The 24878-nt window shown below is 44.6% G+C and carries 23 protein-coding genes; 5 read left to right on the top strand and 18 right to left on the bottom strand.

Translation table 11 applies throughout. The features are described from left to right. Positions 1-302: 302 nt before the first annotated feature. Positions 303-1670 (bottom strand): ABC transporter permease, encoded by a 1368-nt coding sequence (locus BT127_RS02610; protein ID WP_075423467.1) that lies wholly within the window; start codon positions 1668-1670, stop codon positions 303-305. Next, complete coding sequence (locus BT127_RS02605) at positions 1657-2397, bottom strand: ABC transporter ATP-binding protein (protein ID WP_075423466.1); 741 nt, start codon at positions 2395-2397, stop codon at positions 1657-1659. The genes BT127_RS02610 and BT127_RS02605 overlap by 14 nt, the downstream gene beginning before the upstream one ends. 306 nt (positions 2398-2703) lie before the next feature. On the opposite strand from BT127_RS02605, the gene BT127_RS02600 reads away from it, so the two are divergent. From BT127_RS02600 to spoIVB, 3 genes are all read left to right on the top strand, one after another. After that, complete coding sequence (locus BT127_RS02600; RefSeq protein WP_075423465.1) at positions 2704-4092, top strand: hypothetical protein; 1389 nt, start codon at positions 2704-2706, stop codon at positions 4090-4092. A gap of 7 nt (positions 4093-4099) precedes the next feature. Then, entirely contained in the window at positions 4100-5611 is a 1512-nt protein-coding gene (locus tag BT127_RS02595) for a hypothetical protein (RefSeq protein ID WP_139275360.1), read from the top strand. 254 nt (positions 5612-5865) lie between these two features. Then, complete coding sequence (gene spoIVB, locus BT127_RS02590; RefSeq protein ID WP_075423463.1) at positions 5866-7056, top strand: SpoIVB peptidase; 1191 nt, start codon at positions 5866-5868, stop codon at positions 7054-7056. Positions 7057-7109: 53 nt separating this feature from the next. Here spoIVB and BT127_RS02585 read toward each other — a convergent pair whose 3' ends face one another. The 5 genes from BT127_RS02585 to purB form a co-directional block, all read right to left on the bottom strand. Next, positions 7110-7382 (bottom strand): HPr family phosphocarrier protein, encoded by a 273-nt coding sequence (locus BT127_RS02585; protein WP_075423462.1) that lies wholly within the window; start codon positions 7380-7382, stop codon positions 7110-7112. 479 nt (positions 7383-7861) lie between these two features. Continuing rightward, positions 7862-8560: a tRNA (guanosine(37)-N1)-methyltransferase TrmD gene (gene trmD, locus BT127_RS02580; protein ID WP_075423461.1), complete on the bottom strand. Its 699-nt coding sequence runs from the start codon at positions 8558-8560 to the stop codon at positions 7862-7864. Beyond that, entirely contained in the window at positions 8560-9063 is a 504-nt protein-coding gene (rimM, locus tag BT127_RS02575) for a ribosome maturation factor RimM (RefSeq protein WP_075423460.1), read from the bottom strand. The genes trmD and rimM overlap by 1 nt, the downstream gene beginning before the upstream one ends. 192 nt (positions 9064-9255) lie before the next feature. Continuing rightward, a complete protein-coding gene (locus tag BT127_RS02570; RefSeq protein WP_075423459.1) occupies positions 9256-9861 on the bottom strand; it encodes a helix-turn-helix domain-containing protein in 606 nt (201 codons plus the stop codon). A 209-nt stretch (positions 9862-10070) separates the two neighbouring features. Then, on the bottom strand, positions 10071-11510 hold the full coding sequence (purB, locus tag BT127_RS02565) for an adenylosuccinate lyase (RefSeq protein ID WP_075423458.1): 1440 nt from the start codon (positions 11508-11510) through the stop codon (positions 10071-10073). 459 nt (positions 11511-11969) lie between these two features. Between purB and BT127_RS02560 the strand changes: the two genes are divergently transcribed. Further along, positions 11970-12572 (top strand): helix-turn-helix domain-containing protein, encoded by a 603-nt coding sequence (locus BT127_RS02560; protein WP_075423457.1) that lies wholly within the window; start codon positions 11970-11972, stop codon positions 12570-12572. Between the two features lie 52 nt (positions 12573-12624). On the opposite strand, the gene BT127_RS02555 is transcribed toward BT127_RS02560, so the two are convergent. Continuing rightward, positions 12625-13164 (bottom strand): stage V sporulation T C-terminal domain-containing protein, encoded by a 540-nt coding sequence (locus tag BT127_RS02555; RefSeq protein WP_075423456.1) that lies wholly within the window; start codon positions 13162-13164, stop codon positions 12625-12627. Between the two features lie 216 nt (positions 13165-13380). Here BT127_RS02555 and BT127_RS02550 point away from each other — a divergent pair, with 216 nt between their 5' ends. Then, positions 13381-14160: a hypothetical protein gene (locus tag BT127_RS02550; RefSeq protein WP_075423455.1), complete on the top strand. Its 780-nt coding sequence runs from the start codon at positions 13381-13383 to the stop codon at positions 14158-14160. 74 nt (positions 14161-14234) lie between these two features. Here the strand turns inward: BT127_RS02550 and BT127_RS02545 are convergent, their stop codons facing one another. The 10 genes from BT127_RS02545 to BT127_RS02500 form a co-directional block, all read right to left on the bottom strand. After that, a complete protein-coding gene (locus BT127_RS02545; RefSeq protein WP_075423454.1) occupies positions 14235-15392 on the bottom strand; it encodes an MFS transporter in 1158 nt (385 codons plus the stop codon). A gap of 46 nt (positions 15393-15438) precedes the next feature. Continuing rightward, a complete protein-coding gene (locus BT127_RS02540) occupies positions 15439-16656 on the bottom strand; it encodes a sensor histidine kinase (RefSeq protein ID WP_075423453.1) in 1218 nt (405 codons plus the stop codon). Next, the gene (locus BT127_RS02535; protein WP_075423452.1) at positions 16649-17338 is read right to left on the bottom strand and encodes a response regulator transcription factor; all 690 of its coding nucleotides are present in this window, start codon (positions 17336-17338) and stop codon (positions 16649-16651) included. The genes BT127_RS02540 and BT127_RS02535 overlap by 8 nt, the downstream gene beginning before the upstream one ends. Positions 17339-17401: 63 nt before the next feature. Continuing rightward, complete coding sequence (locus BT127_RS02530) at positions 17402-17845, bottom strand: hypothetical protein (protein WP_075423451.1); 444 nt, start codon at positions 17843-17845, stop codon at positions 17402-17404. Between the two features lie 155 nt (positions 17846-18000). After that, a complete protein-coding gene (locus BT127_RS02525; RefSeq protein WP_075423450.1) occupies positions 18001-18501 on the bottom strand; it encodes a GNAT family N-acetyltransferase in 501 nt (166 codons plus the stop codon). Positions 18502-18513: 12 nt separating this feature from the next. Then, positions 18514-19311: a GIY-YIG nuclease family protein gene (locus tag BT127_RS02520; RefSeq protein ID WP_082334870.1), complete on the bottom strand. Its 798-nt coding sequence runs from the start codon at positions 19309-19311 to the stop codon at positions 18514-18516. A 20-nt stretch (positions 19312-19331) separates the two neighbouring features. After that, the gene (locus BT127_RS02515; RefSeq protein ID WP_075423561.1) at positions 19332-20033 is read right to left on the bottom strand and encodes an SDR family oxidoreductase; all 702 of its coding nucleotides are present in this window, start codon (positions 20031-20033) and stop codon (positions 19332-19334) included. An 805-nt stretch (positions 20034-20838) separates the two neighbouring features. Beyond that, positions 20839-21234, bottom strand: a complete 396-nt coding sequence (locus tag BT127_RS02510) for a hypothetical protein (RefSeq protein WP_075423448.1) — start codon at positions 21232-21234, stop codon at positions 20839-20841. 491 nt (positions 21235-21725) lie between these two features. After that, positions 21726-24074: an ABC transporter permease gene (locus tag BT127_RS02505; protein ID WP_075423447.1), complete on the bottom strand. Its 2349-nt coding sequence runs from the start codon at positions 24072-24074 to the stop codon at positions 21726-21728. 9 nt (positions 24075-24083) lie between these two features. Beyond that, positions 24084-24845: an ABC transporter ATP-binding protein gene (locus BT127_RS02500; protein WP_009987281.1), complete on the bottom strand. Its 762-nt coding sequence runs from the start codon at positions 24843-24845 to the stop codon at positions 24084-24086. Positions 24846-24878 lie beyond the last annotated feature (33 nt).

Here is a 24878-nt window from a genome sequence, read left to right as displayed (position 1 = left end):
TACTGTGCGTACCGCCAAAGGCGTCCCCTGCACTCAGTTCTTATAACAGCTTCCTGACAACTTATTGATGCATTTTGTCACTTTTGTCACCCGTCACTCGGGGTATGAACTGAAAAAAGCAAATAGTTGGATATATATATTAACAATTATTAAAAATGGCTTACTATATGCTTTGTGACATAAATGACAATGTTTTTTTCGTGTACAGTGTCAGGTGACAGGTGACAAAAGTGACAAAAGTGACAAAAAGAGGACACCTCCGCATCATAAATGCAGGAGTGTCCCCTTTGAACAGCTATTTATCAGTCATCGGTATACTGCTTCTGGTTCTTCTTGAACTTTGATTTCTGTCCGAGATTAAGTGATACAGTGAGTATCTTATCCGAATTGAATAGTCTGAGTGCAAAGAAGAGGCATACAGCAAAGAATAATATCTGATAGATAAGTCCGATGAAGAATACATTATCATGACCGAACATCAGATTCGGTATCGAAGTAAATGTATGAGTGAAAGGTATAGCATATACCACAAGCTTAAGTGCAGTAGGAAGCGAGTTAACATCCGTCATCATGGTTATGATATACGGTATCATTGCACAAAGTGCAAGCGGAAGTATAAGAGTCTGTGCGGACTTCATATCGCTTACAAGTGAACCGAGTATAAGCGATACACAAAGGCATATCATTATGGTAAGGAAGAGCTGAAGTCCAACAAGAAGATAATCGGTAACCGAAAGAGTAAGTCCGAGCTGATTCATTGCTGCGCTGCTGGACATTACCTTGCCTATGATAGCCGAAGTATCCGCATCCGATGCAACATTGGTCCCCGTGTTTATTGCAGAACCCATATTGCCTGCCATTCCTGCGGCAAATGTTGAGAAGCTTATCATATACGCTACAGCCTGAAGCATTGCAACTATTGCAGCTGCAAGCATCTTTGCGCCGAGTATGGATGTTCTTGAAACGGGAGTTGAAAGAAGTGTTTCAAGAGTCTTGTCGATCTTTTCGGTCGAGATAGCGTTCATAAGTCCCTGAGAAGTCATCATAATGAGTACAAATACTATTATGGGAAGCAGCATGCCCTGCAATGAAAGGCTTCCTGCAACCACAAGGGACGATATCTTTGCCGATTTATCAGCTACAACGGTATTATCAACCACCTCAACAGGATCAGTGATGATATCACGTTCATCCTCCGAGATATCCGCATCCTTATAGCGCAGATCCGTAAGGCATGAGCTTATCTGATCCGTAGCCGCAGTGTTGTCGCTTGTAATGCTTGCGAACGCAGATGCCGATTTCATTCGGGTTATATTGATGACCTCGGGCTTCTCACCCTTTTCAAAGGCTTCTGAGAATCCCTCGGGGATTATCACGAGATTATCGATATCATTTGAACTGAGTATCGCTGCATAATCATCGCCCTGTGAATCGACAAGCTTTATCTCTGTATCGTTTTCTTTCATCATATCGATGATCTCGGCAGTAAGAGCAGTATTGTCCCTGTCGCAGAGATTAATGGTGCTTCCCATTTTGGAAACCTCATCCATAGTGCTTCCCATTACATTTCCGAGCATGAAGAACAGCATCATTACTACAACTATTCCCATGATCATCTGAAGGTTCACAAGGTCCTTTATCTCTTTTTTCAGGAGGTTAAAGAATTTCATTTCCGTTCACCACCCTTTCAAATACTTCTTCAAGATTAGCTGCATTGTATCTTGCTTTAAGTTCATCCGTTCTGCCTGTTACGAGAAGATGTCCCTTGGCGATTATGCCGACACGATCCGAAACGAACTCTATCTCAAGCATATTATGGGATGAAAGCAGGAAGGACATGCCTTCTTCTGCCGCAAGCTGTTTTATGGTCTTTCTTATCTCAATGGCATTGAGTACGTCAAGACCGCTGGTAGGCTCATCAAGTATCGCAAGCTTAGGCTGAGTCATTACCGCACGGGAAAGCAGTACCTTACGTATCATACCGCGGCTGTAGCTTCCGAGCTTGTCATTGAGACGTTCGCCGAGCTTGTTTATGCTCTTTGCACGTTCAACATACTCGTTTACCTTCTTGGGATCGTTTGTAAAAAGACCTGCCATGAACCGCAGATATTCGATACCCTTCATATTCTTGTAAGCACCTGCCTCATCGGGAAGGTAGGTTATGGATTCTCTTACCTTTTTCGGTGCTTTTACGATGCTGTTTCCTGCAACTATCGCATCTCCCGAAGTCGGAGTCAGCAGCGTTGATATCATTCGTATGGTAGTGGTCTTTCCTGCGCCGTTGGGACCTATCAGGGCGAAGATCTCTCCCGGAGCGATATCGAACGAAACTTTATCAACAGCAAGCACTTTGGTATACTGCTTTGAAAGCTCCTTTACCTCAAGGACCTTATCCATTAATAAAACCCTCTTTCTTTCATATCTTTACACGGATGTATGCACAGCCGATGTTAAAATAATAACACAAATTCCTGTCGGTGTCAATACAAAAATCCCGAAATTACGCTATTTTAAGACATTCTTAAGACTTCTTTAAGACTTCACACTGGACGCTTTAAGACGTTCAGAAGAGCCTGAATAAAGTTATTTGTTTTATTTAGTCTTTTTCGTCCCTTAAAGTCACTTATTTATATACCTACCTTTATCTAACAATAAAAGAATGGATATTTTAGAATAGTGCATATCATAGAGGAGGCATAAAATATGAAAAAATTTATCATTCTCGCTCTTGTTTCATTAATGACACTTACTTCCTGCAAGAACAACAATAAAGAAAGTTCCTCGGAGCAGATTTCAGCGGATACTGCGGCAACGACTTCCGCAGACACGGTACAGGCTGAAAAGAGTACGGAAACAGGCAAAAGCACTTCAACCGAAAGCAGTCCCGAAGCAAACAGCGCATCGACTGGATCACAGGCTTCGGACTCGGCGGAGGAACCTGCCGAATTCATCGAGCTTGCAGAAAACAGCTTCAGCGAGGTTACAATGAACGTCACTCATACGGACAACGAACCGCCATTTGAGATACACAGTCTCGACCTCTCTGAACTTGATTTCGGAACGAGAGAGACTCCTTGCAGAGCTGAAAAAATACGTGATCCATACTGGGAAGCAAGTCCCGACGATCCCGAATATGAGGAAAAATGCAGGGAATACGATGAAGGACACGCTGGTCCCGATAAGCCGAGACTCGCCTCCTACGCATTTGACGGTGATACCCTTTACCTCAGTGTGCTGTATGACGACTACTGCTATAACAGCCACTGTACTGTGATATACTCGGTGGATGCAGTTACAAAGCAAATGACCGAGATCACGGAACTCAAAGGTACGGACAGGGACTACTCGGTATACAACCTCTTCTGCGTTCGTGACAAGCTGATAGGTGTAATGTATGCTGACGATCTGGGCGAGCTTGTTGAGATAAACAAAGAAAACGGAAGTATCACTACTCTTTACAAGGGTGATTTCGACCATATACACGACTGCGACGGTGAAAGAGTTCTCCTTGTGGGATTTGTCCGTGACATTATAGACAGCTACAGCTATGTGCAGGAATACGATATGGACAGCGGAGAATTAACGATGATAGCGCCCCATGTTGATAGCAACGAGCCTCCCATGATATACGGCAAAGGCACAGCAAGGCTCGAAAAAAATGAAGACCGCACCTATTCCGTTGTGACCGATGATTACCGCATAGATACGGGACTAAGAGGCTTGCGTCTTATCTCTGCCCACGAAAGGGACTGTACAGTTATTTCACAGGATGAATTACTTGGTGCCGGAAGATCAGTCCTCTACCACTACGACCTTGACCGCGGTGAAAGGCATATGCTTCAGCTTACAAGCGCAAATACAGGCTATTTCGATGTCGGCAAAGGTATAATGGGCTTTTCACAGGGCGGAAGATTGCTTACAGCAGTTCCCGACATCGGACAGATATTCGAGAAGGAAGTAAAAGGAGTATTCGGCTGGTACTCGGAATACAGCGGCGGATACACTATGCTCACAATAGATTATCCCGCAGCGAACGGAAATATTGGAAGCCACACCATGCCTACCGAGCTTTTCTGGATAGATAAGGAGTGAAAATGATATGAAACGATCAATTGCGTTATTAATGGCGTTCACGGCTATAACAAGCCTTTTCTCCTGCAAGAACAACAATAAGGACAGTTCCTCGGAGCAGACCGTATCGGATACCGTGGTAACGACTTCCGAAAACACGGTACAGGCTGAAAAGTCCGAAAACAGTACGGAAAAAGCCGCAAAGCCACAGTCAGACAGTAAAAAATCCGCTTCTCCTTCTTCTTCCGACGGCAATGGTGAAGCTCCCGATTCAGACAATAGCGTCAATGATGTCCCCACTCAGAAAAGGGAGCTTTCCGATGCCGATTTTACGGACATAAACGTCAATATCAGCCTTATGCAGGATGTGCCCTTCGACTCGGGCACATGCGACCTTTCAGACATCGACCTCGGCTCACGGCTTTCACCCTGCAAGGCGGAGAGTGTACGTGACCGCTATATACCTCAGCTTCCTGCTGAGCCTGCCTATCACGAAGAATGGACGCACAAGGTATGTACCGCCATCTGCGATTACGAGAGCATCGGCATGATAACAAATGTCAAGGCAGACGGAAACACCCTCTACCTCATTGTCAACTACGATGACCTCTGCATGGAATCGAATAACAGTGTTCTTTTCCACGATATCTCCGTGTGGAGCTACGATATGAACACGAAAGAAACTGCGGAGGTTTTCCGCCACAGCTCCCCCGACAAGGGATTATCCATAAGTGATATGAAAATAAGTAACGGAGAAGTCTACCTAATCTGTTCCGATGAGGCGGAACCAAACGAAGAAGGCTTTATGCAGGTACAGCGCTCCAAAGTATGCCACGTTAAGGACGGTTCCCTTGAAACCCTTTACACAGGCAAAGTGTGGAACTTCTTCGACTGCACCGACGATATTGCATTTACCGAATTCAGTGAAGACGGCAATGAGGCTGTTGTTTACGTGCTGAACCTGAAAAACGGTTCTGTAACAGAGACCGAACCTACCGAGAAGATGCAGATCGAAACCTCGAACTTCTTCGCATGGTACGGATATGGCTCAAGCGGTGATATCCTCGCAGTTCCGAAAAAGAGTGAGGACCGCTGTCTTATTGTGGATTCCGACTATTACACCCTCACCACCGAGGTAAGAGGCGATCTTAACGGCACATTCCGTGACCGTGTTTACGTAATTTCAGCGGACAGGATGACAGGCAATACCAAAGCGACTCTCTATGTATACGACCTTAACAAAATGGAACGCTATATCATGGATATCAGCAAGATAGGCGACCGTGGTATAGCCTTTGAAAGCGGAATAGTCATCAACGGCGGCAATTTCCACTACTTCATCATACCCGATATCGGTACGGAATTCCCCATAGGCTTCGGTCAGTCGTGTTTCCAAAGCGGCGAAAGATTCTATACCTACTCGGCATCATGGGGCAGAGGAGTAAGGTCCGATGAAAACGATAACATCATCATCGAACAGGAACAGAACCACGAAGGCTTTACCGTTAGCTGGTTCACACCGCCCGAACCACAAGGATAACAGCTCCGCAAACCGACCTTTTTCCCGTTTTTTACGTGTTATAATTAATGTGTACTCAGTAACCGCCTTTGGGCGGTTACTGCCCCGAACTTTGTTCTGGGAGCGCAAATTCCCTAAAATATAAAGAATTTGCGCATCACATTTCTTTATGTTATGAAAACCAAATTGAAAAAAACTACAGAATAAAAAGTAACACTCCGAGTAAAACTATAACTGTATCTGCAAAGATACAAAAAAACGAGAGAAGGTATGTAATGAAGCTGAAAAGAGGATTTTCCAGAGGTATAGCGGCAGTGCTTGCGGCTGTACTCGCAGGGATTTTCTGTACGGCAGAATATTACTCTGTAAGGCTTCCCGATGCTGTGACCGTAGACGCAGGAACAGAGCTCCGTATCGCAAATTACCCCGATATCGGCTGTATCGACAGTCCCGAGGGCGATTCGGCTACTCTTGCACTGTTCGGGACTGTTCCCGTAAAATCGGTAGCGGTAAAACAGGAGGAAACTCCCGTACTCTGTGCAGGCGGTATGCCATTCGGTATAAAGCTTCTTATGGAAGGCGTAATGGTAACAGGTCTGGGGGAAGTGACGGATACCCACGGAAGCAGGATATGTCCCGCCGATGCTTCGGGTATACAAAAGGGAGATGTAATAAAGCTTGCCGACGGTAAAAAAGTCTCATCAAACGGCGAATTACAGCAGATAATCAGCTCCAGCGGCGGAAAAGCCGTCAGGCTCATCATAAACAGGAACGGTACAGACAGTAATATCGACCTCATGCCCGTATACAGCGCCGAGGGAGTATGGCGCGGCGGAATGTGGGTAAGAGACAGCATCGCAGGAATAGGCACAGTCTCATTCTTCGATCCTGCTACGGGACAGTTTGCAGGTCTCGGACACCCTGTCTGCGATTCGGATACGGGAGAGAACGTTCCCCTTCACAGCGGCGAGGCGGTATCTGTAGATATAACCGAAGCCCAAAAAGGCGAAAAAGGCATCCCCGGAGAGCTGAAGGGTTCTTTTGATAACGGAGTGACCATAGGTATACTGGAAAAGAACACATCCAGCGGCGTTTTCGGAACTCTTACCGCAAAAGGTGATTTTTCCGGAAACATCCGAAGTTTCCCGATGGGACGGCGTCAGGACGTAAAAACAGGGAAGGCATATATCCTTTCAACTATACAGGGGGGAGAACCCAAAAAGTACTCCGCCGAGATAGAGCGTGTGGACTATAAAGCTGATGATACAGGCAGGAATATGGTCATACACATAACCGATCCCCTGCTTCTTGATACCGCAGGAGGTATAGTTCAGGGCATGAGCGGAAGTCCAATAATACAGGATAACAAGCTTATCGGTGCTGTAACTCATGTATTCGTAGCCGATCCTACCCGTGGATACGGCATATTTGCCGAGACAATGTATGACACCATGAACGGCGCATAAAAAACAAAATGGCGGTCACAGCTTAGTGACCGCCAAAATTATTGGTTTATTCTTTATCTGTTTTCTTCACTGAATCCGCTGTCTACGAGATCAACGAGTGCATCTACAGCAGCTCTCTCGTCAGCGCCGTCAGCGATAACTTTTACATTAGTGCCGCCAACGATACCAAGTGAAAGGATACCAAGCAGGCTCTTAGCGTTTACTCTGCGCTCTTCCTTTTCGATCCAGATAGACGATTTGAACTCGTTAGCCTTCTGAATAAAGAAGGTTGCAGGTCTTGCGTGAAGTCCGACCTGATTTTTTACCATTACTTCTCTTACAAACATATACAACTCTCCTATTCTCTGTGCAAAGTCTTTTTCAAGACTTATCATGGTGGAGCCCCTCTCACGGAGCTGTTTTTTCGCAAACTTTAGCTGACCACTTATGAAGTTTCTCGTTCATAATTAAGAAACATTCATTAGGCGTTAAAGTGACCACGTTTCATTTGCTGTCTTAATTATACCTTCAATTTTCGTGATAGTCAACGGATTTTTGCGGATAAGAGCCGTAAAACCTTTAAATTCTACATTTAGACGAATTCGGAATCGGTTTTATTTCATCCGCTTGTGGATTATCACCATAAAAAATTGTTGAGATTCGTTGTGCAAAACCGACAACTTTCAACATAGGATTGTATTGAATATGCTTATCGGAGAAAATTTTAAAAAGTATACAAGTTGTTTATCAATAATTACAATGGGGATATATAGAATTCATATTAACAATTCAGACACATTTTAACAAGCTAAACCGCAATAAATGGTCAATCTTTATTTTGAGAGTAACTATTAAAGAGGTCCGGACGTCTTTCCTTTGTTATCGCAAGACTCTGCTCATGCCTCCACTGCTCAATATTTTTGTGGTGTCCCGTAAGCAGCACAGGCGGTACAGCCTCACCCTCCCAGACCTCGGGACGGGTATAGTGCGGATATTCAAGAAGTCCGCTGTATATGCTCTCGTCCTCGAAGCACACATCATCGGAAAGAACTCCCTTGCACATCCTCGCAACGCAGTCCGTAAGCACCATAGCAGGAAGCTCTCCGCCCGTAAGGACGTAATCCCCTATGGATATCTCCTCGTCAACTATCTTGTCGATGACTCTCTGATCTACGCCCTCGTAGTGACCGCATATAATAAGTATACTGTCGAGCTGTGCAAGCTCTTTGGCACGTTCCTGAGTCAGAATCTTTCCCTTCGGGGACATATATATAGTATGGGGCTTTGTGCCGAACTCCTCACATACTGCCTTATAGCAGTTGTATATCGGTTCGCACTGCATTACCATTCCCATACCGCCGCCGTATGGAGTATCATCCACTCTGCGGTGCTTATCCTGAGTGTATTCTCTTATCTGTCGGCAGTGAACTTCTATCTTGCCTGCTTTTCTTGCCCTGCCGACTATGCTCTCGCCGAGAACTGCCTCACACATCTCGGGGAAAAGTGTAGCTATTTCTATCTTCATCAGTCAAAAAGTCCCTCCAGCGGCCGTATAGTCATGAGGTTATTGTCGATATCCGTTGAAACTACCACATCTGCGATCGCAGGTATGAGGTACTCTCTGTCCTCGCCCTTTATGACGTAGACATCGTTTGCGCCTGTTTCAAGGACGTCAGCTATTTTGCCGTAGACCTCGTCCGTATCAGCATCACGGACTTCAAGACCGATAAGGTCCTGTATAAAATAGGTATCATCGTCCAGTTCAAGGTCATCACGGTGCATATAGAGGATCTTGTTACGGAGTTTCTCAGCCGCCTCGGGAGTATCTATGCCCTCTATTTTGGCTATGACCATGTTTTTGAACACACGGGAGCGCTCGATATATAATTCTTCCTTGTTCTTGCCGATGAACAGCCTGTCGAACTCCGCAAGAAGCTCGGGGCTGTCAGTGTAAGGCATTATCTTCACCTCGCCGCGTATGCCGTGGGTGGTGACTATCTTGCCTGCTTCGAGATATTCTTTTTTCATTTTATTATTTACCTGTTTGATGTTTCAGTGTGGGGGCGGCGGAACGCCGCCCGACAATAATATTTGTATCCTGCGGGCGCTCCTACAGGGCGTAATTTATACAAAGCGCCGTAAGCAATGTACATTTTACAAATTTAGTAATAGTGAGCAAGCTGGCTCAGCTCGCGTGGCAAGGGTGCGCAGGCTCTGCGTTTAGTGAGTTAATCTGCGCTTGCAGTATGAACGCTTGCCGCATTTTGGGCAGGTGAGCTTTCTCTTTGTAATAGTATGAGCGCCGAAAATATAGCTCTTTGCAGACGGAACGAAACGTGCTCCGCAGTGAGTGCACTCATAGGTGCCTGCGCTCAGATCCGCCATGCAGGCAACAGCGATACCGCCTGCCATAACGATCACGGCTATTGCGATAAGCAGAATCCTCTGCCATGTTTCCATTTTCAGTGTGCCTGCCACTAATATGATCGTAACGCTTGCAAGTACTGCGATAGCGGCTGAAATAGCCGAAATGATTATTTTTCTTATGCTTTCCTCTTTTTCACGCATGATATTCATAATATTTTCCTCCGCTTTTTTCTTGTAGTCCTCGTCGGGGATACGCTCGCCCGTGAGGAGCTCGTTTACATTGATACCTAACTTTTCACAGAGGGGGAGCATAAGGGACACCTCGGGCATACCCTTGCCTGTCTCCCACTTGGAAACTGTCTTATCACTGATAAGGAGTTCTTCGCCAAGCTGTTTCTGTGTAAGTCCTTTTTCTTTTCTCATCTGAGAGATGAATCTGCCGATCTTTACCTGATCCATTCATGTGTCCTCCTTTCTGAGAAAAGTGTATCATGCCGCGGAGAAAAAGTACACCCATGAGGCGTAGAATTACGGTATCAAGCGGAGTCTACGCTTCGTAGAGTGCGGAATATCGCAAAAAGTTGAGAGTTTAGAGTTGAGAGTTGAAAAAGCTGCTCTTGACAGCGGAGGGTATCAAAAACTCTCAACTGAGCAGCCGAAGGCTGCGTTTAGTTCTTCATTTCAAAGCTTTCGCCGAGGATATCCTTGTTGGCTTCGAGGACAGGATTTATGCACTCTGCAAGGAACTCGTCAACCTGCTGTGAGCTTCTGCCTGTATAGTTCTCGGGCTTGAGAACAGCGTCCAGCTCCTCCTTTGTTACCATGAACATAGGATCAGCTTCGATAAGTTCGCAGAGGTTGTTATCGAGACCGCGCTCCTTGACGTTTGCACCTGCCTCCATAGAGTAATCCATGATACGGTCGTGAAGCTCCTGACGGTTTCCGCCCTTCTTAACAGCGTCCATCATTATGTTCTCGCTTGCCATGAAAGGAAGCTCTGCCATTACACGGCGGCGTATCATCTCGGGATATACGACTATACCGTTTGTAACGTTCATCATGATGTTGAGGATAGCGTCCACTCCGAGGAATGCCTCTGCAACTGAGATACGCTTGTTTGCCGAGTCGTCAAGAGTTCTCTCGAACCACTGTGTACCTGCTGTGAATGCAGGGTTTAGGCTGTCTATCATGACATAGCGTGCAAGGGAAGTGATACGCTCACATCTCATAGGATTACGCTTGTAAGCCATAGCTGATGAACCTATCTGCTTCTTCTCACGGGGTTCTTCCATTTCCTTGAAGGACTGGAGTATACGCATGTCATTAGAGAACTTGCTTGCTGTCTGTGCGATATCGCTGAGCACCTCCAGCACCTTTGAATCCACCTTGCGTGAATAGGTCTGACCTGATACGGGAACAACTGCATCGAAGCCCATTTCCTCAGCTATCATCTTTTCAAGCTGCTTTATCTTGTTGGTATCGCCCTCGAAAAGCTCCATGAATGAAGCCTGTGTACCTGTTGTGCCCTTGCTTCCGAGAAGCTTCAGCTTTGATATACGGTATTCTAAGTCCTCGAAGTCCATAAGGAGCTCGTTGAGCCAGAGTGTAGCTCTCTTGCCGACTGTAGTGAGCTGTGCGGGCTGAAGGTGAGTATAAGCCAGACAAGGCATGTCCTTATACTGCTCTGCGAACTTTGCAAGGTTGTTCATAACGTTCAGGAGCTTTCTGCGTACTACCTGCATAGCATCACGCATGATGATAACATCGGTATTGTCTCCGACATAGCAGGATGTAGCTCCGAGGTGGATGATACCTGCGGCATCGGGGCAAGCCTGACCGTATGTGAATACATGAGCCATAACGTCATGGCGTGTTATCTTCTCGCGCTCGGCAGCCATTTCGTAATCAATATCGTTTATATGTTCTTCAAGCTGTTTAACCTGAGCCTCGGTAACAGGCAGACCGAGCTTCATTTCTGCTCTTGCCAGTGCTACCCAGAGCTTTCTCCAGGTTGTGAACTTCTTATCTGCCGAGAAAATGTACTGCATCTCCTCGCTTGCATAACGTGTACAGAATGGACTTTCATAGCTATTGTAATTTCCGCTCATGATATACTCTCCTTTTCAGCGCAAAGCGCATATGGTCATAATTATTGCTTCTCCGTTCGGAAAAGAGTCTTAAATATTATTAATGTCTGCTCAGCAACTTAAAATCGGCTATATACAGCTTGTTTTAGCCGATTTTAAGTTGTCAAAGTGCAGGAAAAAATTATTATATAGAAGTTTTTCTTGCACTTTGTTTTGCCCGAAAGGGCAAAATGAGCTTGACATAAAGAAATGCGACGCGCAAATTCACTGTTTTATGCAGAATTTGCGCTCCCCGAACAAAGTTCGGGGCAATAATCGCCATCAGGCGGTTATTGAGTACACATTTATTATATCATCCTGAAAGGGAATTGTCAAACGATGTTCCGAGATGCATCCTACGGAGCGTAGATTGACTGTACAGCGCCTTTAGCGTATAATAAATATCAGCGGAAACAACACATTGATAACAGAGGTGATACTATGGATCAGATGAAAACGGGAAAACTCATAAGGCAGTTCAGAACAGAACTGGGAATGACACAGAAACAGCTTGCAGACTATCTCAGCGTCAGCGATAAAACAGTATCAAAATGGGAATGCGGAAGCGGATGTCCCGATATATCGCTTCTCTCGGCGCTGGCTGAGGTATTCGGCACGGATATACAGGTTCTGCTTAAGGGCGAGATCGATAAAAATGAAAGTGAGAAAGGAAATATGAAAAAACTCAGATTCTACGTTTGCAAAGAGTGCGGCAACGTGATGACCTCAACTTCCGAGGCAAAGATCACCTGCTGCGGAAATGTACTCACTCCCCTTGAATTCAAAAAGGCGGAGGACAGCGAAATGTTAAAGGTCGAGGATACGGGCGGAGAATGGTACATCACCTCCGATCATCCAATGACAAAGGAGCATTATATAACATTTGCAGCTTATGTATCGGATGCAAGCGTCATGATGTTCAGACAATATCCCGAATGGGGTATCAATATCAATTTGCCAATGTACCGCTCAGGCAGACTGTTGTGGTACTGCAACAGGTGCGGAGCTTTCTTTCAGGAGCTTCGTCCCCAAAAGAACCGATAAACATAAAGAGATCCGCCATTTTTCTGCATGGTGGATCTCTTTGCATTATATATCACTCTATCTGTCTGGCAAGGAACTGCGCCGCCGCACTTATAAGACTCTTCTGAAGGTCGGTAGCTTCGGTGTACTTATCCGACGTAAGAAAAACTACCGCTCCCGATACGTCACCTGCCGTTATTATAGGCACTGCCGCAATAGCTGTCTTTTCCACGCCTTCGGCAGGGTAAAAACGGTTGTTCCTTCCGTCGGGACAGTAATACTGTCCGCGGTTATCCATAAGCTCCTCCAGCTGAGAAGAAGCCCTGCGTTCTGCAAATTCACGCTTTGAGACTCCCGAAGAAGCCACAACATGGTCCTTGTCAAAAACAAGTGCGGGACAGTCTGCTGTCCTGTGCATTATATCTGCGATATAGCCTGCATTTTCGCTCATTTCATTTATGGCTGAATACTTTCTGAATATAACTTCGCCGTCGTTATTGGTATATATTTCCAAAGGATCACCTTCACGGATTCGCATTGTGCGTCTTATCTCCTTTGGTATCACTACACGCCCGAGATCGTCGATACGTCTTACTATTCCTGTTGCTTTCATATTTATTACCTCCGAGAATAATTGGTGCGGTAATATTATCTGCCGGAATTTCCGAATTATTCAAGCAAAGGAAACGTTCATGCCTTTTCATTCGTGACGAACTGTAAAAAAATTTCATTTTAACTGTTACAGTTTATCATACTGGTACGAATAGTACTTATGAAAGGAAGTTAAAGTGCTTCCACATGTAAAAATACGTAAAAGGAGTCAACCATTATGAAAAAAATAACAGCTATCATTGCATTTGCAGCCGCAGTCTGCACACTTACTTCCTGCGGAAATAATACAACTACCCCTAATGCAGAAAGTTCAGCCGTATCCACTATTGCAGCAGTTTCGGAAACAAGTCCACAGCCTACCGAAGATACAGAACCCGAACTGAATACCGAAGAGGCAGTATCTGCTGAAACCGACGTATCCGAAACAGACACCGAAGGTTCTGAAGAAACCGTTTCGCAGAGCGATTCATCCGAAGGCTTTGAGATCAAAAAAGGAACCTCTGAGGGAAACGTCTATATTTCCGATTATGCAGGAATAAAGCTCACACTTCCCGAAGCCGCACATTTCCTTGATGAAGCCGACCTTTACACTCACTATATGATGCCCACAAGGTTCATGAGTCCCGAAGATAAGGATTTCTATCTGACAGGTATTTTAGATGCTTCCGCTTCATACAGCGAGGATACGGACAGCGTAAAAATGGCAGATGTCTGGTTCTATGATACAAAGCTCAGATACCCCGAAACTCCGGATATATCACCCGAAGAATTCATCAGACGCAGCGAACTGGAACTTACCGATATCGAAGCAACCGATGTAAGCGGTCCCGAGGAAGTAACTATCAGCGGAGTCAGCTACTGCAAAGCAAGCTACAATGCATTTTCACAGCACCACATCAGCTATGCGAGAAGGATAGATGATGAGCATATAATGGTCATCAGAACGTCAGGTTTCTCCGCCGAAGATATAGAAAGCTGTATCGAGTCTTTAAGATAACTCATCCATTTCAATTTGATTCCATATACTAAGCCGCCTGTGTTCAATACTGCACACAGGCGGCTTTTTACTTATCATGTTCTGAGGCGTTTGTAAGCAAATTCCAGAAGGCTTATTGTCATTACAGCGAATATCGTCAGATACAGCGGCATTATCCATATTCCGGCAGCCTGCTGTATATGGCCGAATACCATAGGCATAAACGTGCTTCCGATATAAGCCGAAGCCATTTGCAGTCCTATCACTGCTGCGCTGTTTTTCTTGCCGAAGTTCACGGGAGCCATGTGCTGTATCGCAGGATAAACAGGTCCCATGCCGATACCCGTTACCGCAAATCCGACAGCAGCAGGTATAAAGCTCTCAAAAGGCATCAGCATCATCAGAATACCGACAGCTTCAACAGCTATTCCAATGCGTATCAGAAGTCTGTCTCCCAGTTTGTCCGATACAAATGCTGATATCAGTCTTCCGAGCATCAGTCCGCCGAATATCAGCGAACCAAAAGCCGCTGCCGTTTCGGCACTGATATCATTCCTTGTTCCTGTAAAATAGCTGGACGTCCAGAGAAAGCATGTGCTTTCTCCCGAACAGTATGCAAAGAACGCTATAAGTGTAGGTATAACACCGTGAAGCTTCAGCACATCTCTTATACCTGCACTTTCCTGTTCGTCGTCCGCTTCATCGGACACGCTCCGCTTCCAAAGAGGTACCGAAAGCAAGCATACAAGCATTATTCCCGTCTGTATATAAGCAGTCCAGCGGTAGCCTTCATTCCAGTGTGCCTTTGCAAGGGCAAGTGACATAATATATGGACTTATCATAGCTCCCACACCATAGAAGCAGTGCAGGAAATTCATCACTGACGAGGAATAGTGTTTGGCTACATAGTTATTGAGAGCCGAGTCCACAGAACCCGCCCCAAAGCCATAAGGCACAACGAACATAAACAGGACAGCATAGCTTTTTGCAAAAGAGAAGCCGATAAGTCCCACGACTGTCAGTAATATCGATAACACAACTATCCACTGTGTCTTCAGTTTTTTTATCAGCGTCGGTGCGATAAGCGCAGACAGTATAGTCATGAATGATATGGACATCGACACATATCCTGCATATGATGAAGGAACTCCGAAATCCGCCTGCATAGTTGGCCATCCCGAACCCAGAAGTGAATCAGGAAGTCCGAGACTTATAAATGCCAGATAAATGACCGCAAGAAGTAATGAACCCATTTTTTCTCCTGTTCTGTTATTGTTTTTTCAATGCCGCAGGAGCATCTCACTCAAGCTCTACACTGAACATTATCCCGTTATCCAGCCGCTTTGCACGGATATGCCAGCCGTGAAGCTCGATTATCTCCTTCGCAAGAGACAGACCTATCCCCGTATTGCCGTCCCGACCTGTATAGAAACGGTCGAAAATATGCTTCAGCACATCGTCCGAAATAGGAGGACAGTCATTGGAGATACATATGCTTTTGCTGCTGCACGATATCTCTATTCGTGTCTGAGCGTATTTTATGGCATTTATTAGCAGATTTGAGATCGCATGTTCCAGTCTCTCCGCATCCGCTTCGACCTTTATATCAGAAAGTCCGAGTTTAACTTCAAGTCCCTTATTCTGTACCGTTCCTTCAAAGGGCATAAGGCAGTCCTGTATCAGTTCATCAAGTGCAACGGTCTCTTTTTCAAGTCTGACCGCTCCGCTTTCTATCCTTGCGATACAGAGTATCTCCTCTATCATTCGGCTCATTTTTGAAGTCTGGGCAGATATGACCTGTCCCGTCTTCGCCATGTCGGTTATTATTCCCTTTTCAATGCCCTCCGCATAACCCTGAATGGCTGTAAGCGGAGTTTTCAGCTCGTGGGATGTGTTCTCGAAGAACTGCTTCTGTGCAAGCTGATTCTGTTCGAGTCTGCGTCCTATGCAGTAACCCGAAGCAGCACTTATCGTACCTATCAGCAGTGCGGTAAGTATGAAGAAAATGTCCATACGTCCTATCATTTTTATCTCGCCTGTAACATCGATATATGAGATCATACTTTCTATATCACCGCTGGTAGCTATACTCGTTTCAACGCTGTACATATCATCTTCACCATCATCATCGGTCACATAATATCCTCCCATATAAACCGTATCACCAAGTTCATCCTTTTCTTCCTTTTTCAGATAGTAAGTATTTCCGTCTATAACTGCTTTTAAAATACCCTTTCTTTCTTCCGGGCCGTACCATTCCATTATGGACTTTTCCTTAGGTGTCATAAAAAAGGGAGCCACTTCCTTGCCGTTATCATCCTTCGATATTATTATACTTTCGGGCATATATATCGAAGCACCTTCGTTTGCAGAAGCCATCTCACTGCTGAGAGAATTGTATGCGTCACGTTCTATCTTATGTCTGATAGTTATATTGAATATCACCATAACTATAAGAATGGCGATGATAACTGAGCTTCCCGCAAGGACTGCTATACGATAACGAACCTTATTCATCGCCTTCCTCCAGTTTATATCCATATCCCCATATGGCTGTTATTTTCACACTGCTTCCTGCTTCGCGCATTTTCCTTCTTATGCGGCGAACAGTTTCGTCAGTAACTCTTGTTTCTATATCATTATTATCTATACCCCAGACATTATCGAGAAGCTCATTTCTTGATACAGCCGAACCTGCATTTTTGATAAGACATCCGAGAAGTGAGAACTCCGTCATGGTAAGACCGATGCTTTTTCCGTTGCAGAGTGCATCATGACTTTCCTCCGAATAAGTGATGTCCCCGAAAGAAAGTGACGAATGTACAGGACCGCTCATGCCCACACGTCTGAGAAGAGCCTGTATCCTTACTACGAGAAGCGAAGGCGAAAAAGGCTTTATAAGGTAATCATCTCCGCCGAGCATGAAACCGCGCATATGGTCGGTCTCGCTCTCCTTTGCAGTCAGTATAACTATGGGAACATCCGATATAGCACGAAGTTCCCTGCATATAGTAAGTCCATCCCTTCCGGGCATCATTATATCAAGTACAACAAGGTCGCAGGGCTTCTCACGGAACGCTTCATACAGAGCGTCTCCCGTACTGAATATACACACATCAAAGCCTGCATTTTCAAGGAATCCTTCTATAACTTCAAGAATATCTTTTTCATCATCTGCTGCATAGATCAGCTGTTTCATAAATTCCTCCGAACGCCGTACACCTGCCTGTATCCCTACAGGCAGGCTCCGGCTTTTTTTATATTACTCTGAAATGATCGGCGGTGCGTCAGCATCAGACAGGTTTATCGTACATGTACCTGTTTTTTCGATACCGTCATCCTCACCGTCATCGATAACACATTCCGAAGATACGTATACACAGTCATTGCCGTTTTCATCGGGTTCACTGTATATTGTGATATCTCCGTCAACAGTGCTGACAAGTTTGTTGAAATTTTCGCCGCTCGGCACCTCAAAAGTCTGCTCTTCGCCGTCAGAGGTAATGACAGTTACAGTGCAGGCACCTGTTTCGTCCGTTTCGCACGTCACCTCATACCCAGTTGCATCCTCTTCGGTCTCTGCAAAGGAAGTATCGGTTTCAACTTCTTCTGTTTCAGTTTTTGCTGCCGGAACAGCTGCGAAATTAACATGCAGTAAAGCAGCAAGACAAGCAACAACGAGTGGTTTGATGATCATAGTTTTCATAAGAAAACCTCCTTTGAAAAAAATTTATACGACCTCTTCAGGTCTGTTTATATGATAACATTTTCTCAAAGAAGAATCCTCATGATTATGTAAGTAAAGTGTCATAAAACTGTCATATGACGGATGCAGCTATAAACACCAATAGGCTGTCGCTGTCATTTCTTTATACGCACAAAATATGAATGTTCGTCTTCATGGTGGATATACCCGCCGTTATTCAGCATCACATGAAGCGATGCAGGATTATCCCTGTTCACACGCAGATATATCTCCTCCTCGCGGACACTGTCCCTGATCTCGTCAATGAGCAGTTCCAGTCCCTTCGTACCGTAATTTTTTCCGCGGTACCCCGGAGCTATATAATAGCCGATATGTCCGCTGCCCTCAATGAGAGATTCACAGAGATAATGGCGGAAATGGAACGTACCGACTATGGTATCATCATCCCAGAGATAGTATACCGTCTGCGGCACATAACCCTCAGGCAGTTTCTCTCCCCTTGACTGTGCTATTATCGTATCAAGTGCGTTATTGAAGTCCTCCCTGCTTATATCGGGATAATCATTGATGAAACCGTTTTCGTCCGCAGGGATACTGCGCTGGAACAGCCACTCTTTTTCGATGTCTTCATTATTTGCCTGCTTTAAGTACAACATAGTTACCTCATTTCAGTTTGCATTCAATCCGTATTTTCTTGTAAGATAACGTTCTTTATAATAATTTTCAGCTGCTATTATATCATCAACAGGCGTTTTCTTCGGCAGTATCCTAAGTATGAAAAATTTGAATTGATTGAAATATTCTTCTCCGCATTCTTCATAAAGCTTTATGAGTTCAAGGTTTCCGCCATGATATGTAGTCGCATAATTAGCCCATCTGGAATAGATTGCTTCATCCCCATAAGCACTGCCTATATACTGCTTACCGGTATTGCCGTCAATTATCATATATACGCCTTTTACAGCAGACAAAGGCTTATAGTAATCAGAATATTTATTTGCGACCACTTCTCTAAGCTCTGAAAATGAAAGTTCAACAGATTCATAATCCGTAAACGGTACAACAGTTCTTCCATTATCAGGAGCATTTATTTTTTCAACTTCAAACAGATCTAATTGACCGCAGTAAAAAGTAAAACGTGTCTTTTTAAATAAAACTAATCTGTTTGAATAGTCATCAAGTGCCAAAGGAACTCGTATGTAATCATATCGCTTGGTTTCATCATTGAAATTAGCAAGCCTTATTGCAAACCTGTACATGCTTCTATTTCCGTCAATTCCTGAACCGATCAAATATAATGTATTATAGTCTGCTCCCCTGAACGGACTGGGTGGAATACGCAATTCACCGTTGCCGATATAAAGTGACTCTATATCTTTCCCATACCACCAATATTGCACCCTTGTAATATCAGGATATTTTTTGGAAAGATTCTCTAAATTGATCAAATCTTGCAGCGTTAACATTTACATCTCCTCTTTTTCTCCTATTTCAGCTCCCAGCCATTGTCGCCGTGATATATCATCAGCTTTGTCATACCGCCGTCTATGCAGATGTTCTCGCCTGTAATGAAGCCTGCCTTGTCGGAGCAGAGAAACATGACCATATTTGCAATATCAAGAGGATTCCCCACACGACCGCAGGGCTGCTGATAGGCGTCGGGACCTTCATAGACCTTGTATGACGTATCTATCCAGCCGGGCGATATGGAGTTCACACGCACCTTCCCTGCAAGGCTCACCGCAAGTGCGTGAGTGAGGGCAGCTATACCGCCTTTCGCCGCAGTGTAGCTCTCGGTCTGCGGCTGACTCATACGGTCCCGTGAGGACGAGATATTGATGATACTGCCGCCCTTGTTGAAGTGCGGTGCGAACAGCTTGGACAGATAAAATGGCGCAGTCACTCCCACTGAGAGAGCATACTGGAACTCCTCATAGCTGCACTCGTCAATGCCCTTCATCAGCGGCAGAGCGCTGTTGACGAGAAAGTCGATGTGTACGTGCTTTGCAATGACCTGCTGTGCAAACCTTTCAAGTACGGACTTGTCGGAAATATCGCCGACAAAGTGATCTCCCTCAGCCTTGTCGATAACGCACACTGCCGCTCCGTTTCTGCGGAATTCCTCGGCTATGCACTTTCCGATACCATTTGCGCCGCCTGTTACTACGGCTACTTTGTTTTTGAACATATCGCTGATTCTCCGAGTATTTTTCAAATCAGAAACAGTACAAAACGGTTTATTATCATTCGATGTATTCTTTACTAATGTACTGATCAAACCTCTTATAGTATTATGCATATGCTCATCTTTGCTGATGATAAAATAGTCTCTGACGGAGAATCTGCGGAACGTTACGACCTGTATCAAATCACGTTCAGCACCTGTTTTCCTGCACAGCTTTTCAATGATCTCATTGAAATACATGTCTTCCTTTTTACGGCTCCGATGATTATAGATTATCACAGTTTTATTTTGTGCGAGATAATCACTGACCTCACTGTAATAAGTGTATTTGACACTTTGGGGGGATCCCATTTTTACTGAATCACATAAAAGTCCGTTATCAGGATCAAGGAAAACAATGTCACACTTTTTAAGTTTTTTTAGTGCGGACTTATGCCATTTTTCACGTTCCACATTTTCTCTTGGAACAGTTTTATTATAGTAAACTGCATTATTTATCAATTTCAGCTTTTCAAGCATTTCGATAGAATGATTATCTTTCAAAGTTTCAAGTGCTGATGCTATTTCAGGAGCATAATCAACAACACTTGAAAAATCGCGGTATTTTCCGTCCTCTTGCTTGAATTCACCATTTTTGTCTCGCTCAAAATCAAGCTCTCCGGGATCGTACCAGTTTATGCCGATACTAAACTTTTCTGACAGCTTACGAAGCAGTCCGAGTTTCCCATAATCACCGATATCGCCTGCATATCTGTCCTGCATATTTTCACCTTCTTATCAGCAAATAATCTCCACTATTTCGGAAATATTATTTCTTCCCGCAGACGTTGAGATGCTTCATGACCTTCAGTCCGAGCGTCGGACATTCCGAATACAGCGAAAACGAGTGTGAATGGAAATATCTGCAATAAACTTTTTTGACACCGAGCTCTTTCATGGGCTTATCAGGTACAAACAGTGTCACTCCGCTTAATTTCTTATCGTCTATCTCAAACATACCGAGCGGCTTGCCGTTTTTTTCATTGTTATGTACCGACCACACGATAGTATTATCGTCACTGATGTTCGGCATTATTTCAGCGATAAGGCTGAGAACCGCCGAAAGATGCATTTCATCGTTGACGGACACTGTTGTCGTATTTGGTGCAGTGACATCGTCTCCCATGCAGACACTGTCACGCTCCACAGTAATTGTATGCGGCATATGATACCCTCCTGTCTCAATTACATTTATATTGATCCGCCGAACATTGTTCGAGGCAATAACCGCAATTATGCGGTTATTGAGTACACATTAATTAATGTCTGCTCAACAACTTAAAATCGGCTATATACAGCTTGTTTTAGCAGATTTTAAGTTGTCAAAGCGCAATAAAATTTATAATACAAAAGATTTTTATTGCGCTTTGTTTTGACCGAAAGGGCAAAATGAGCTTGACATAAAGAAATGCGACGCGCAAATTCAATATTTTATGAAGAATTTGCGCTCCCCGAACGAAGTTCGGGGCAATAACCGCCATTATGCGGTTATTGAGTACACATTAATTATACATCAAGCGTTAGTTAAAATCAAATAGCATCGCCCACTTTATGCATCTTATACAATCCATACCCTTTATAGCTGTAAATACTGCACAGCATAAAAGGACCGTCCCCGACTTTTATTCGGAAACGGTCCTGCAAACTATATCATGGTCATTCAGTTATCAGTTCTCTTACATCCACGCTCTTTATCTTTCCTGAAACAATATATGCAAACACAAAGAAGCAAATGCATACCGCTGCCGCAGGAAGTGCAAAAGTCATGGGTGATACTGCTGCTTTAATATCGGTCAGTCCGACTATCTTTAGCATGAACGCTATCATTTTACGTGCCAGAAAAGCGCTTGCAGCTCCTCCGACAACAGAACCGATCAGCGCAACAGCTGCAAACCTCAGCGCAAACTGATTCCTGAGACTGCCTGCTGACATGCCCAGTGCCTTGAATATGCCGATATCGGTGCGTTCGCGGATAAATGAACGTCTGCACAGCATAACAACTACAACAGCTGCAAATATCAGTATAACGATATACATCGTATATATGCTTGAATTCATAAGCACATTGACTATCTTTTTATAGGTAAGCATAGTTGCGCTCTCCTTGTTCTCGCTTGCTGATAGTCTGTCAGCAAACCGACTGTTGAGCATGTCTGTTATTTCGTCCTTTTTTGAAGTATCGCTGAGACTGACCTGCGCCTCCCGTATATCATTATATCCGAGCTTCGTCATACCTTCCGATGTCATCATCGAAACATTACCGAATTCAAATATCGTCTGGAAATAGCCTGTTACTATGTATTCCTCCTTTTTGTCCATATAGGTGACTGTTACCGTATCACCTATCGTTTTCCCGAGATCATCAGCAAGATTCTTTGTAAGCATTATCTCATTGTCGAACTTCGGCTGTCTGCCGTCAATGATATCATACTGATCCTCAGTACGGCGGAATGAATCTACAGACACGAATTCCCAGTCCACTATCATCCTGTGTGCGGACTTCGTATACAGTGATGCACCGCTGTCCATTTCACGTACAGCATCCTCGATCTCATCGGCATTGCTTATTGTCAGACCGCCTGTGTTCAGAATGTTAATTTCACCCTTTGTGGTTGAAAACAGCTTGTCGGGATCAAGATTTGCCGTAAGGAGAGTGATGCTGACAAGGAAATAAACAAGTATCGCAACGATAAAAGCAGTTCCCGCATAGTTTCTGCGGTGAGTGTTAAGCTGTCTGAGAACAAGGGACAGTGAAAACGGATGCTTTCTTATCCTGCTGTTAAGACGGCTGTCAAAGTAGACCTCGCTTCTTCCGCCTGATATCGCTCTTACAGGTGAGATGTGCGAGACCTTTGACGTTGCTATAAATATGAAACCGATGCATACTAATATCATTGCTATCGCCATCACCGCGCATTTGAAAAGGGATACCCCTGTATCGGTCAGTATACAGGTTATGTTCATCCACTTGCGTATCAGCACGGCACATACAGGTATCGATACAACGATCCCGAGTATACTTCCCGCAACGAGTGCAAGGACGTATTCAGCAACATAGATAAGCCTTATCCTGCTTACAGAAAAACCAAGCGCCCGAAGTATCCCGAGATCGGTATACTCCATTTCCACGGATGCGCTGATACTGTTATGCATGGTTATAAGTATCGCAGTCAGAAGAATAAGTGTAAATACAGCCATACCTCTTGTACCTGTATTGGAATACATCTCAAACAGTTCCATGAGATGCTGACGACTTGAAACAGCATTTGCCGATCTTATCAGCGGACCATCCGTCAGATCACGGCTGAGATCTGCGGCAGTAACACCGTCTGCGGCATATATATGTATCTCAGCGGCCATCAGCAGCAGACGGCGGGGACTGTCGGTATGGTCAAGTTCTTCTGCCGCAAGTCTGTCATAATCCTCTTCGGGAAGCACACAATAGCTGTCGGTAACTGTTGTAGCGCCAAACACCTTATCCTCATAGAAGCCCTTGACGGTATATTTCTCGATCCTGCCGCTGCTTGTCGTAAAGGATATTTCTGCACCGGGCTTCATCCGCTTGTTCATCTTCAGCTTGTACGGTAGTAAGATCTCACCTTGTTTAAGTTCATTGTCCTCAGTAAAACCGTCGCTGCTGTCATTGAATATGTTGATATCTTCATTCCACCGACGGAAATTAAGTACGACCTCTTCCTCATGACCGTCAACAACAGGCAAGCTTTTGAGATACATTAATTTTTTCACGCTGTATCCTGCAACTTTGGTATTACTGTCAAGAGAACTCAGCATATCTTCGGTGAGGTTATCATCATACATCATTATGACCAGATCTCCGACATTCTCCTCAGCGAAGTTCTTTTCCAGTTCATTCCTCAGAACATCATCATTGCTGACTGTACCAGAAAATGAAAAGGTTATCAGCGACATAAGCAGGAGTATTCCAAAAAACGCATCTTTTCCGCGTCGGATATGCGCCTGCATCAGTTTAAGTATACTTTTCATGCTCTCACCTCACCATTCCAGTGATGTGAGCCATGCGTTCACCTGTGTCTCGCGGCTCTTTTCATCCTTTTCATCGTACATTGCAAGGTCCAGGTCGCCGATTATCCTGCCGTCCTCTATGTAAAGTATCCTTGATGCACGACAGGCAGCCTTCAGGTCATGAGTGACCATAAGTATGCTCTGACCGTTCCTGTTAAGTTCAGTCAGCAGGTCCAGCACCTCGGAGGTGTTCTTCCTGTTCAGCGCACCTGTAGGCTCGTCCGCAAAGAGAAGCTTAGGTTCGTTGATAACCGCCCTTGCAATAGCACAGCGCTGCTGTTCACCGCCTGAGCACTGTGAAGGAAGATGATCCCTTATATCGGATATCCCCATTTTTTCAAGCAGTTCATCCGCACGTTTTTCAGTTTCTGAAGCACTTCTTTTCTTGTTGAGATAGCCGGGAACTATAATATTCTCGTACAGGCTGAGGTTGCTTACAAGGTGCATCTGCTGAAACACGAAGCCGAAATCACTGTATCTCAGGACCGAAAGCTTTTTCTCGCTGAGTTTGGTAAGGTCCTCGCCGTTATAAATTACAGAGCCTCCTGTAGCACCGTCCATGCCGCTAAGTACGTACAGAGTCGTTGACTTGCCCGATCCCGAAGCGCCCATTATCACAGTGAAATCTCCCTCATATATATCAACGTTCATCCCTGTGAGAATATGGACCTGTTTACCGTTATGAGCGAAGCTCTTGAACACTTCCTTTGCCGATAGAATAGTTTTTTTCATTGCAGTTCTCCTTCCTGACATTTCATGATTCTA

This window comes from Ruminococcus sp. XPD3002 (assembly GCA_900119535.1).
GTDB classification, from domain to species: Bacteria; Bacillota; Clostridia; order Oscillospirales; family Ruminococcaceae; genus Ruminococcus; species Ruminococcus flavefaciens_H.
Note: the sequence above shows the minus strand (reverse complement) of the source record. Positions and strands in the feature narration are given on the sequence as shown.

Excerpts from the sequence above, each read along its gene's own strand:
- BT127_RS02610 (WP_075423467.1), bottom strand. The coding sequence starts at position 1,670 with ATGAAATTCTTTAACCTCCTGAAAAAAGAGATAAAGGACCTTGTGAAC.
- BT127_RS02605 (WP_075423466.1), bottom strand. The coding sequence starts at position 2,397 with ATGGATAAGGTCCTTGAGGTAAAGGAGCTTTCAAAGCAGTATACCAAA.
- BT127_RS02600 (WP_075423465.1), top strand. The coding sequence starts at position 2,704 with ATGAAAAAATTTATCATTCTCGCTCTTGTTTCATTAATGACACTTACT.
- BT127_RS02595 (WP_139275360.1), top strand. The coding sequence starts at position 4,100 with ATGAAACGATCAATTGCGTTATTAATGGCGTTCACGGCTATAACAAGC.
- spoIVB (WP_075423463.1), top strand. The coding sequence starts at position 5,866 with ATGAAGCTGAAAAGAGGATTTTCCAGAGGTATAGCGGCAGTGCTTGCG.
- BT127_RS02585 (WP_075423462.1), bottom strand. The coding sequence starts at position 7,382 with ATGTTTGTAAGAGAAGTAATGGTAAAAAATCAGGTCGGACTTCACGCA.
- trmD (WP_075423461.1), bottom strand. The coding sequence starts at position 8,560 with ATGAAGATAGAAATAGCTACACTTTTCCCCGAGATGTGTGAGGCAGTT.
- rimM (WP_075423460.1), bottom strand. The coding sequence starts at position 9,063 with ATGAAAAAAGAATATCTCGAAGCAGGCAAGATAGTCACCACCCACGGC.
- BT127_RS02570 (WP_075423459.1), bottom strand. The coding sequence starts at position 9,861 with ATGGATCAGGTAAAGATCGGCAGATTCATCTCTCAGATGAGAAAAGAA.
- purB (WP_075423458.1), bottom strand. The coding sequence starts at position 11,510 with ATGAGCGGAAATTACAATAGCTATGAAAGTCCATTCTGTACACGTTAT.
- BT127_RS02560 (WP_075423457.1), top strand. The coding sequence starts at position 11,970 with ATGGATCAGATGAAAACGGGAAAACTCATAAGGCAGTTCAGAACAGAA.
- BT127_RS02555 (WP_075423456.1), bottom strand. The coding sequence starts at position 13,164 with ATGAAAGCAACAGGAATAGTAAGACGTATCGACGATCTCGGGCGTGTA.
- BT127_RS02550 (WP_075423455.1), top strand. The coding sequence starts at position 13,381 with ATGAAAAAAATAACAGCTATCATTGCATTTGCAGCCGCAGTCTGCACA.
- BT127_RS02545 (WP_075423454.1), bottom strand. The coding sequence starts at position 15,392 with ATGGGTTCATTACTTCTTGCGGTCATTTATCTGGCATTTATAAGTCTC.
- BT127_RS02540 (WP_075423453.1), bottom strand. The coding sequence starts at position 16,656 with ATGAATAAGGTTCGTTATCGTATAGCAGTCCTTGCGGGAAGCTCAGTT.
- BT127_RS02535 (WP_075423452.1), bottom strand. The coding sequence starts at position 17,338 with ATGAAACAGCTGATCTATGCAGCAGATGATGAAAAAGATATTCTTGAA.
- BT127_RS02530 (WP_075423451.1), bottom strand. The coding sequence starts at position 17,845 with ATGAAAACTATGATCATCAAACCACTCGTTGTTGCTTGTCTTGCTGCT.
- BT127_RS02525 (WP_075423450.1), bottom strand. The coding sequence starts at position 18,501 with ATGTTGTACTTAAAGCAGGCAAATAATGAAGACATCGAAAAAGAGTGG.
- BT127_RS02520 (WP_082334870.1), bottom strand. The coding sequence starts at position 19,311 with ATGTTAACGCTGCAAGATTTGATCAATTTAGAGAATCTTTCCAAAAAA.
- BT127_RS02515 (WP_075423561.1), bottom strand. The coding sequence starts at position 20,033 with ATGTTCAAAAACAAAGTAGCCGTAGTAACAGGCGGCGCAAATGGTATC.
- BT127_RS02510 (WP_075423448.1), bottom strand. The coding sequence starts at position 21,234 with ATGCCGCATACAATTACTGTGGAGCGTGACAGTGTCTGCATGGGAGAC.
- BT127_RS02505 (WP_075423447.1), bottom strand. The coding sequence starts at position 24,074 with ATGAAAAGTATACTTAAACTGATGCAGGCGCATATCCGACGCGGAAAA.
- BT127_RS02500 (WP_009987281.1), bottom strand. The coding sequence starts at position 24,845 with ATGAAAAAAACTATTCTATCGGCAAAGGAAGTGTTCAAGAGCTTCGCT.